Source organism: Wolbachia endosymbiont of Drosophila tsacasi (assembly GCF_028982115.1).
Lineage (GTDB): Bacteria > Pseudomonadota > Alphaproteobacteria > Rickettsiales > Anaplasmataceae > Wolbachia > Wolbachia pipientis_B.
On record NZ_JAPQLJ010000050.1, the window covers coordinates 84,689 to 94,211 of the forward strand.

Annotated in this window: 7 protein-coding genes and 2 pseudogenes; 6 read left to right on the top strand and 3 right to left on the bottom strand. The window is 33.7% G+C overall.

The features are described from left to right. Positions 1 to 113 precede the first annotated feature (113 nt). From murJ to OZD70_RS04610, 3 genes are read left to right on the top strand one after another with little or no spacing between them, the layout of a single operon-like run. On the top strand, positions 114 to 1,610 hold the full coding sequence (murJ, locus tag OZD70_RS04600) for a murein biosynthesis integral membrane protein MurJ (protein WP_275021182.1): 1,497 nt from the start codon (positions 114 to 116) through the stop codon (positions 1,608 to 1,610). Further along, the gene (locus OZD70_RS04605) at positions 1,603 to 1,821 is read left to right on the top strand and encodes a hypothetical protein (protein ID WP_182182675.1); all 219 of its coding nucleotides are present in this window, start codon (positions 1,603 to 1,605) and stop codon (positions 1,819 to 1,821) included. The genes murJ and OZD70_RS04605 overlap by 8 nt, the downstream gene beginning before the upstream one ends. Continuing rightward, a complete protein-coding gene (locus OZD70_RS04610) occupies positions 1,818 to 4,352 on the top strand; it encodes an AsmA family protein (protein WP_275021184.1) in 2,535 nt (844 codons plus the stop codon). Before OZD70_RS04605 ends, OZD70_RS04610 begins: the two co-directional genes overlap by 4 nt. A 54-nt stretch (positions 4,353 to 4,406) precedes the next feature. On the opposite strand, the pseudogene OZD70_RS04615 reads toward OZD70_RS04610, so the two are convergent. The 3 genes and pseudogenes from OZD70_RS04615 to OZD70_RS04625 form a co-directional block, all read right to left on the bottom strand. Then, positions 4,407 to 5,590: pseudogene (locus tag OZD70_RS04615) on the bottom strand (phage portal protein). Between the two features lie 235 nt (positions 5,591 to 5,825). Next, complete coding sequence (locus OZD70_RS04620) at positions 5,826 to 6,089, bottom strand: type II toxin-antitoxin system RelE family toxin (protein WP_080717643.1); 264 nt, start codon at positions 6,087 to 6,089, stop codon at positions 5,826 to 5,828. Then, the gene (locus tag OZD70_RS04625; RefSeq protein WP_275021185.1) at positions 6,065 to 6,298 is read right to left on the bottom strand and encodes a DUF6290 family protein; all 234 of its coding nucleotides are present in this window, start codon (positions 6,296 to 6,298) and stop codon (positions 6,065 to 6,067) included. Before OZD70_RS04625 ends, OZD70_RS04620 begins: the two co-directional genes overlap by 25 nt. A gap of 245 nt (positions 6,299 to 6,543) precedes the next feature. Here OZD70_RS04625 and lipB point away from each other — a divergent pair, with 245 nt between their 5' ends. From lipB to OZD70_RS06135, 3 genes and pseudogenes are all read left to right on the top strand, one after another. Then, on the top strand, positions 6,544 to 7,161 hold the full coding sequence (gene lipB / locus OZD70_RS04630; protein WP_275021187.1) for a lipoyl(octanoyl) transferase LipB: 618 nt from the start codon (positions 6,544 to 6,546) through the stop codon (positions 7,159 to 7,161). Further along, positions 7,161 to 8,138, top strand: a complete 978-nt coding sequence (locus OZD70_RS04635; protein ID WP_275021189.1) for an LD-carboxypeptidase — start codon at positions 7,161 to 7,163, stop codon at positions 8,136 to 8,138. Before lipB ends, OZD70_RS04635 begins: the two co-directional genes overlap by 1 nt. A gap of 197 nt (positions 8,139 to 8,335) precedes the next feature. Further along, a pseudogene (locus OZD70_RS06135) lies at positions 8,336 to 9,481 on the top strand (IS3 family transposase). Positions 9,482 to 9,523 lie beyond the last annotated feature (42 nt).

Sequence of the window (9,523 nt, forward strand, 5' to 3'; positions counted from 1 at the left end):
CAATTGATTATTTAACTCTCCTTTTGCAGAGGGTTTTAAGTTTAGCCAATAAATATTTTCATTGATACTTTTACTATTATAGTTAATTGTATTGATACTAATGAAGTAGCGGTATGTTTAAAAGTATTTTCACATTTAGTTTTTTTACAGCTATTTCAAGGATCTCAGGGTTAATAAGAGATGTATTGATTGCTACGGTTATTGGTGCAAACTCTCTTGCAGACATATTTTTTTCTTCGTTTCGCTTTGCCAATCTATTTCGTGCATTTTTTGCAGAGGGAGCATTTACCACGTCCTTTATACCGTCATATTCAACAGAATCACACGATGATAAAAAGGCATTTAATCTTGCAAGTAGTGTAATATCCATTACGTTTATTATCTTAGTAATTTTTTGTCTTATCATGCAAACTTTCTCCCCTTATATGATTCAAATTTTTGCTCCTGGATTTGACCAAAGTAAGTTTACCCTTACTGTTACTTTATCAAGAATTATGATGCCCTACATAATCTTTGTGTCAATTGCATCACTTATTGGTGGAATGCTGCAAGTAAAGCAGCATTTTGCTTCAACAGCTATTGCACCAATCGTTTTGAATCTCTGTTTAATCATCAGTTTATTTGTGCCTTATATAAAAACCTCAGCGCACAATCTTTCTATAGCTGTGCTGATCGGAGGGATTTTACAGTTACTTCTGATACTGTTTAGTGCATACAAGTTAAAGGCAGCTTTTTCTTTTAGCCTTGAATTAAGCAATGAAGTAAGGTTGTTTTTTAAGCGTGTAATACCTGCAACTATCAACAATTGTGTAATACAAATAAGTGTATGGATTGACACAATCATGGCGAGTTTTATACCAAATGCGGTGTCTTATATATATTATGCCGATAGACTAAATCAACTACCGCAGGGAATAATCGGTACTGCAATTGGTACAGTGCTTCTTCCTTTAATTTCAAAACAGGTGAATAATACTGAAAATATAGTCAAAATACAGAACAAGGCTCTCAACATAGGATTAATGTTAATTATGCCAACAACTGCTGCCTTTATCATTATTCCCGACATAATTTTACTTACGCTTTTTTCTTACGGCAGATTTGATCATTATGCAGTGCAGCAAACTGCTCCCACGTTAATAGCATTTTCTCTTTCTTTACCTGCATTTATTATAAATAAAGTATTGCTACCCACATTTTTTGCTAAAGGCAATCTGAAAATACCAACTATGTTTTCACTAATGTGCCTTGGAATTAATGTAGTGCTAAACCTCATGTTAATGAACGAATATCAGCATACGGGAATTGCTATTGCTACTTCTGTTTCCACTTGGATAAATTCTATTCTATTAATTAGTTATTTAACAATAAATAAAATGTATAAGGTTAGCCAAGCGTTATTGTTAAATATCATGAAAATTTTTGTAGCAACGGTAGTCATGTCAATAGCCCTTTATATTTTTAATTCTTTGTTGGCAGGATTATTTTTTGATAAAATGTTGGCTCGTATTGTTTGTTTAACGACTTTAATAGCTTTGAGTGTTATTGTTTATTTTGGTACTCTTTACCTAACATTTATAGGGAATTTGAATAATTTGAAATATGTATAAACTAGATCTTTTGCTAAAGGAACAGCAAACGGTGTCATCCCAGTGCTTGACACTGGGATCCAGATATAAAAATATTTGCAAATTATGCAATAGACAACAGATTCTAGGAGCATACGCTGAAATAATGCTCATGATGAAAATAAGATGGATCCCAGTGTCACGCACTGGGATGACAAGACGAAGAGATGCCGGAATGAGAGGTCTACTATGAAACTTTCTTTATACGCCATATTATCAATTTCTTTAGTATTAGTCCTTCTTCATGTTGCCGCAGTTTTTAAGGATTGGAGTGGCTACAGGAAATATATCATAAAAGAGCTGGAGAGGACGTATGATGCTAAAGTGCATATTGGAGGGAAAGTTGAAGTTTCACTCATTACTCCAAAGCTCACTATTTATAATGTATATGTACAATACAACGAAAATAAAGAGCAAAAGTTATCAGATTTAATTAGTGTAAGAAAAATTGAAATAAGGCCATCGTTCCTATCCTTGTTTTTATTTTCGTTGCAACCAAAATCAATCACATTGTTTGGCATGAAAAGCAATAAAGAAAATTTAATCAATATTATAAATACAAAAGCCAGTGGTAACACAGTCGATATAGTAATAAAAGACAGTCAAGTAAGTTTTAACGCTTATATTGTTAACATAAAGGAAGTTGCTGTAAAAAAAAACAAGCAGTTTTTTGGTGAAGTAAAGGTAGGTGATAATAATTACGATTTTTCAGGAAAGGTTAATATCACAAAAAAGAATGTATACATTAGTGTTGAATCAAATTTTGTAAATTTGCTATTTACAGGTAATAGAAATCAAGAAGAACTCCAGGGTAATTTAACACTAACGATTAATAATAGTTCCGGTTCTGTGAGTGATTTAGCAAAAATCATTAATCTTAGCTTTCTTTCTTGTGTTATTCCTAGTGAAAATATTGAGATATCATCTAATATCAACCTCGATGAAAATGAGTTTACGGTAACTGACTTGAAAATTGATTCCAAAAGCATGCAAGCCAGTGGTACAATACAAAATGATAGAAAAGGCGATCACACTAATCTCAATATTAGCTTCAGCAAAGTTGACTTAGATTCCATACAAAATGATTCACAAAAAACAACGAATATGAAAGACCTTCTGGAATGCTTTAGAGCAGTTGTGCCAAAGAACTTGAGCTTAAATTTTAATATGGAAGCTTCTAACATTCAATATCAAAACAAAATATTGGACAATTTTCGTGCTGTACTAAAATCCACTGATGGCAAAGTAAAAGTTAATACGCTTCTTAAATTTCCTGGAATCAATAATATATCTTACTTATCAGGAGAGATCTCAAATAATAATGCCCTATCTGAGTTTGACGGTGATTTATTAGTCGAAGGAGGTGATTTTGAGTCATTCATTTCATGTTTTTTCCCTTCTATAAAGATGAAAGAAAACCAGAAAAATCAATTTACACTAAGTTCTAAATTGCACCTTGCACCAAGAATATTATCTATCTCAGACATTAGATTGCTAAATAATAAGGAATTCTTGCAAGGATCAATTAAGATGAGTTACGCAAAAAAACGCAGTGTGATTGATGGTAAATTTAGCATGCATAATCTTGATGCAGATAAATATGATCATTCATTATTTAGCAGTCTATCTAAAATGCAACGGCTGAAAAATTTTCAGTATGATGCAAATATAAAGGCTAGTGTTAATAACCTTATATTAAATGATACGAAAATTAAAAATTTGGATTTTTTGCTGAAAATGGAAAAAGGTAAGCTAGTTGCAGATAAAATAAAACTATCTGGAGAAGATTTCGATATTACCGGCAATGCAAAAATATTAGTAGATCAAAAATACGCCAAACCTTTATTAGATGTGAACCTTACGGGCAATAAATTTAATGGAAATATCTTTAAATTACCAAATTTAGTAGAGGTAAAAAGAAATTCAAGAAATGAGATAGATCAAATTCAATGGTCAACAAAGCAGCTTGATTTTTTGAATGACAAAGAAGGCTTTGATGCAAATGTGCAAATCAATACTGCAGAATTTAAAACCGAGCAGAATATTTTGAAAGATTTTAATTTGGATGCGGTAATGAGAAATAACGTTATCACTATCAGGCAGGCAAGTTACATATTAGAACACGGGCAAGTGTTTTTTCAGGGTTATTTAAGATCAGACTCAATGAATACAAGATTTTCTATTGTAAATTTGGACACTAAAAAGATTGGTAAGGTTATAGGAATTGACAACGTAAATGGTCAGGTAAGCTTAAATGGTGAAATCAAAACTCAAGGAAAAAGTTTTCATGATTGGGCTAGTAACTTATCAGGAGATGTAAACCTACAAGCGCAGGGAATAGAAGTTACTAATGTAGATTGCAATTCATTTATCACTAATTTGTTAAGCAGTAAGAATAAGTCTGAAATTTCCACATTTGCTTATGTTGATATATATAATGGCAGTACATTTTTTGAAAATATTAGCGGAAAAGCAAGTATTAAGAGTGGTATATGTTCAACTAGTTTACAATTCGGGATTGATCAGGCATCAGGGTCGATCTCTTCTAATTTAACCTTATCTAACTTCGCTTTAGTTTCTATATTCAGGTTCTTTTTCATACCACAAAACTATAGTAATCCAATCTATATCGATATGCACTTGGACGGCCCTATTTGGCGTCCTAAGATGAGTTTTGATGTAAACCAAATCTTCATCGCTTTGGTTGGCAAGAGGAATAGTTAATTTACTTAGGTGTACGGTTTAGGGGACAATAAACTCATCTGAACGGATACAAACTTAACCTAATTCATCACCACCCGTCAATGGCGGCAAGCCAAAAGCTTCTCTTTTTTCATTGAGCGTCATGAAGCTTGCATTTTCTACGTATTTCCACAACTTTTGTCTCTTTTCCATGAGTATCTCTATTGCATCTTTATCGTACGACAAACACAGATTTTCACCAAATTTTGGTGTTAGCCAAGAATTCAGATAACAGATAATATTTTCTAGCATTGGTAAAACCGTCTGCCCCCAGAGGGATAAGCGTGCTTCGACTAAATTGCTATAAGTGTTATCACCTGGTATGCCAAGCAACTGCGGCGGGAGGCAAAAAGCCAGGGCAATATCACGAGCTGAGCTGTGTTTGGATTCAATAAAATCCATATCCCTTGGTGATAAGCTCATTTCTTTCCACTCCAAGCCTCCTTCAAGCAATATCGGTCTTCCAGCATTGACAGAACCTGAATAATGATCATTTATTTGCTCTTTTAAGCGTTGGTACTGCTCTTGACTTAAACTTCCACCACTCCCGTCCTTCGCTGATTTCACAACTATTGCACCACTTGGTCTTGCCCCATTTTGCAACATCGCTTGATTCCAAGCACCCGCCTGATTATGCTGATCTATGCTATATGCAGCTGCCTCAATTGGTGATAATCCATACCAATCATTCAAAGGGTTAAAGGTCTTTAGGTGCAACACTGCTGAACGTCCGGTTAGTTTATCAACTTTAAAGTCATAACCGTTGTTATTTATGGTATAACGATAGATATAAGGAACGTTATTTCTCCCCGGAACAATTTCAACCCTATCAGGGCGCAGAAGATAAAGCTCTGTTGGTGGTTTTTTATTGTTCTGCGGCTCAACCATCAATATATAAGAATTGCCGTTAACTAACCGATAAGTTACAATCTCCTCAATAAATTCCGATTTTGATGTCATTGGATTAGGAGAATAAAGTAATCTCAGTAATGGATGGGCTTTTAGTTGCGATTTTCCCTGTTCAGTAAGCTGGCAGAGAGTAAAAGGTACCAAAGATGCAGCACTTGCAATCATATTAATTGCTCGAAAGGCAATAACATTTTTATGTAACCTTCCTCAGCAAAACTTACATAATCACGCTTACTCCAACTTGGTTCCATCATTAGCTGCAAAGCAGAATATTCACTGCTTTTCTTTCTTTGAAAAATGTTGAAATTCATATGTGCCTCCTAAAAAATTGAATTTGTGGTAGAATTATATCAATTGGTGTCACAGGAAGAATATACTAACGTACGAACATTATGTTTGAGAGCAATCTCTACACAGTAGTTAAATGGCAGGCACAATAAGGGGTAGCAAAAAGAATGAGCTTTTTTTTTGAGCTAAGCGAAGCCACCTAAGGTAGAAAATGAATCAGGAAGGAGTAAAAATATATTTAATGTTTATATGATGTACTTACTTATAAATATCTTTTCTGTGTCCTATCTCTGTGATAACCACTTCATATTTTATAATATTTACGGAATAGATAACGCGATAATCACCTACCCTTAATCTTCTTTGTCCTTTAAATCTGTAATATAATGGCTCACCAAGGTTAATGGGATCAACTGTAAGGCGCTTATTTATCGCATTTATGATCCTTAATCTTATTGTTTTTGGAAGAGCTGGAAGGTCTTTCTCAAGAACGCTTTCTATGAAGATAATATTGTATTCCAGTCTACATCCTCACTTCTAATTTTCTTTACACCTGAAACATTACGTTTAGCAGCACGCTCAATTAGTATTTTATCTTCCTCATTTTCAATTGCTTCTTGTATTAGCTTCTCTGTTAGTTCTTTAATGGACTTATTTCTTATTTTAGCCAGTCCGGCAAGACACTCTGAAATTTCGTTGTTGAAAGTTATGCTAAATTTTGAGTCTGCCATATATTTTACCTAAAATCTACTAATAATTGTACAACATTTTTCTGAATTTTTCAATAAAAAAAGTTGCCTATACGTAAAGAGGACCTGTGTTGACAAACAATTAAACATTTGTCATGTACTATGTTTGTTAAGGAGAAATAGCACAGAAGTTAGTATTAAGTATACTAGGAATAAGAAAGGCTGCGCTCAGTGTCACACACTGGAATAACAGGAAAATGCTATACTAAAAAGAAAAGAAATTGAACATGACAGAATGGCTAATATCTAATCAGCTTATTGATTATAACTGTGCCGTAAAGTCTATGGAAGAAAAAATTCAACAGATTTACAATAATTCAGCAGACGAATTGGTATGGCTACTCCAGCACCCTCCACTTTATACTGCAGGAATCAGTGCAACAGATGATGATATTGTTGAAAAACTATTTCCTATATATAAAACAGGCAGGGGTGGCAAATACACATATCATGGGCCAGGACAACGTGTTATATATTTAATGTTAAACCTTAAAAAAAGAAATAAATGCGACATAAAGCTATATATTAGAGACCTAAGTAAATGGATAATAAATGTTTTAAAGCAATTTAATATACTTGGAGAATTTAAAGAGGATAGAATAGGTGTTTGGGTGAATAACAATGGAGTAGAAAAAAAAATTGCAGCTTTTGGTATTCGCTTAAGAAAATGGGTAACTTATCATGGCATAGCGCTTAACGTCTTTCCAGATCTCTCTCACTATAAGGGTATTATTCCTTGTGGACTGCAAGATTATAGCGTTACATCAATGGAAGAATTAGGAGTTAAAGTTCTACTTTCTGAACTCGATGATATACTAAAAAAAGAGTTTTATAAGATATTTTAATGATCATTTACCTTTTATATTTTATTTTCACTTTATCTGCTAACACAGGTATTCATGCAATGGACCAAGTTGATATTATTGCTCCTTCTTCCAAGGGAAAAGAATCAGACCTGACTACCATAAAAGAGTATGTAGAAGCCTTGAATTTCAGTCCCAATATCTCAGAGAAAATATATAGCAATGATAATCCATTCTACTCTAACTCTGATGAATTTAGAGCAAATGATTTGATTAGAGCACTAACTGATGATAGTAAAATAATTTGGTGCATCAGAGGAGGAGAAGGGGCTTCTCGGTTAATTCCCTATCTAGAAAAGCTACCCAATGATAAAAAAGAAAGGATTGCTCAAAACAAAAAAATCCTCATAGGCTATAGCGATATAACTGCCTTGCATATCTATCTACAAGCTAAATATGATTGGCAAACTCTTCACGGCACCATGTTGGAAATGATAGTAAATAGCTCCGTTTCTGAAAGCTCTGTTGAAAAATTGAAAGAGTTAATTCTTAACAAGCAGGATTCTATCAGATTTGATAACCTAAAGATGATAAACAATGGCATTAGACTAAAAGATGGCAGATTAGAGTCTAAAGTCATCGGTGGTAATATGACTTTAGTTGAAAATAGTATAGGAACCGCTTGGCAAATAAATGTGAAAGGTAAAATTCTATTTTTAGAGGACATAAGAGTTTACCCATATGCAATAGAGCGCAGTTTAGATCACCTAAAACAAGCTCACATTTTTGATGGAGTGCATGCAGTAATCTTTGGGGATTTCGTTAACTGTTATAATGATAATCTTGTTGAAGTCGTAAAAGAAAGGTTTGCAAAAAGTGTTAACTTTCCTGTATTTACAATGAAAGGGGTAGGCCATGGGCATATAAACGATCCTTTGCCTCTTAACACTCACGCTATTATTAGCGTTCAAGACGAAAAAGAAGGTTTGTTTTTTATGGATGTGCAGAATGTTAGCTAATCTTATAGCTAATGCGAGCTCTACGTCATGCCGCCGTGGTATCTCTTAGCCGCTAACACGTACTTAACCGTCATACCGCGATTTATTCGCGGTATCTCATCCACTAACAAGAGATCCCTGACCTTACCCAGAAAAAGTAGAGAGGAAGTTAAGACGTTTTTGAAGTAAAATAGAACGTTTTTTCAAAGAGGTGTAATATGGGAAACAGAAGGGAATATACAATAGAGTTTAAATTGGAAGCAATAAAACTAGTAAGAGAAACAGGTCAACCGTCAGCAAAAATAGCAAGAGATTTAGGCATGAGTGGAGATTTATTAAGCAGATGGGTAAGAAAATATAATGAAAAAATGTCAGGAGTAGATGCATTTCCAGGCAAAGGAAAGTTAGCTACTTATGACAAAGAAAGGTTTGACTTAAAGAAAGAGTTAGCAAGAATAACTAGGGAAAGAGACATTTTAAAAAAAGCCCTGGGATATTTTGCCAGCCAAAAGGAGTAAAATATTCTTTTATAAAAGAGCATAGAAGCAGCTATAAAATACAGGAGTTATGTAGGTTTTTAAATGTATCTGCTTGTGGTTATTATAAATGGGTTGCTCAGGAGAAAAGCAATAAAGAATTAGCAAGAGAGGAGCTTCTAGCAGATATTCAAAAAATATATCAAGCATCACAATGCAGGTACGGAGCTCCTAAAATCCATGCTGAACTAAAAGCTTTAGGCAAAAATTATAACATCAAAACAGTGCAAGATGTAATGCAAAAAAATGGCATTTAAGCTAAGCTTAGAAGAAGATTCAAAACTAAAAAACAGCAAACAGACAGTAGGATTATAGCTCCAAATATCCTGGATCAAAATTTTACTACGGACCAGCCCAATAAGGTATGGGTAACTGATATTACTTATATAAAAACCAAAGAAGGCTGGCTATATTTGGCAGCAATAATTGACTTATATTCACGTATGGTAGTTAATGAGTAGTCCAATGGATAAACAATTAATTATAGATGCTTTATTTATGGCTGTTAATAAACGCAAACCCGCCAAAGATCTACTGTTTCATAGTGATCAAGGGTCACAATATACTTCTAAAAAGCACCAATTCTTATTAAATAGAAAAAATATTATCTCTAGCATGAGTCATAAGGGTTGTTGTTATGATAACTCACCTGCAGAAAGCTTTTTCAGCTCACTCAAAAGAGAGCTACTTATTGATCCTTCACAACACTCTGCTCAACAATCTAGAACTGCCATATTTGAATACATTGAAATTTTTTATAATAAACAACGACGTCATTCTACTATTAACTATTGCATCCCTGAACAATTTGATGCATCATTTTCATGACAAAAACGTCTTAACTTCCTCTCTACTTTTTCTGGGTAAGGT

Bases quoted from the DNA above. Each gene is read 5' to 3' on its own strand.
- murJ (WP_275021182.1), top strand. From the start codon at position 114: ATGTTTAAAAGTATTTTCACATTTAGTTTTTTTACAGCTATTTCAAGG.
- lipB (WP_275021187.1), top strand. From the start codon at position 6,544: ATGACAGAATGGCTAATATCTAATCAGCTTATTGATTATAACTGTGCC.
- OZD70_RS04605 (WP_182182675.1), top strand. From the start codon at position 1,603: ATGTATAAACTAGATCTTTTGCTAAAGGAACAGCAAACGGTGTCATCC.
- OZD70_RS04635 (WP_275021189.1), top strand. From the start codon at position 7,161: ATGATCATTTACCTTTTATATTTTATTTTCACTTTATCTGCTAACACA.
- OZD70_RS04625 (WP_275021185.1), bottom strand. From the start codon at position 6,298: ATGGCAGACTCAAAATTTAGCATAACTTTCAACAACGAAATTTCAGAG.
- OZD70_RS04610 (WP_275021184.1), top strand. From the start codon at position 1,818: ATGAAACTTTCTTTATACGCCATATTATCAATTTCTTTAGTATTAGTC.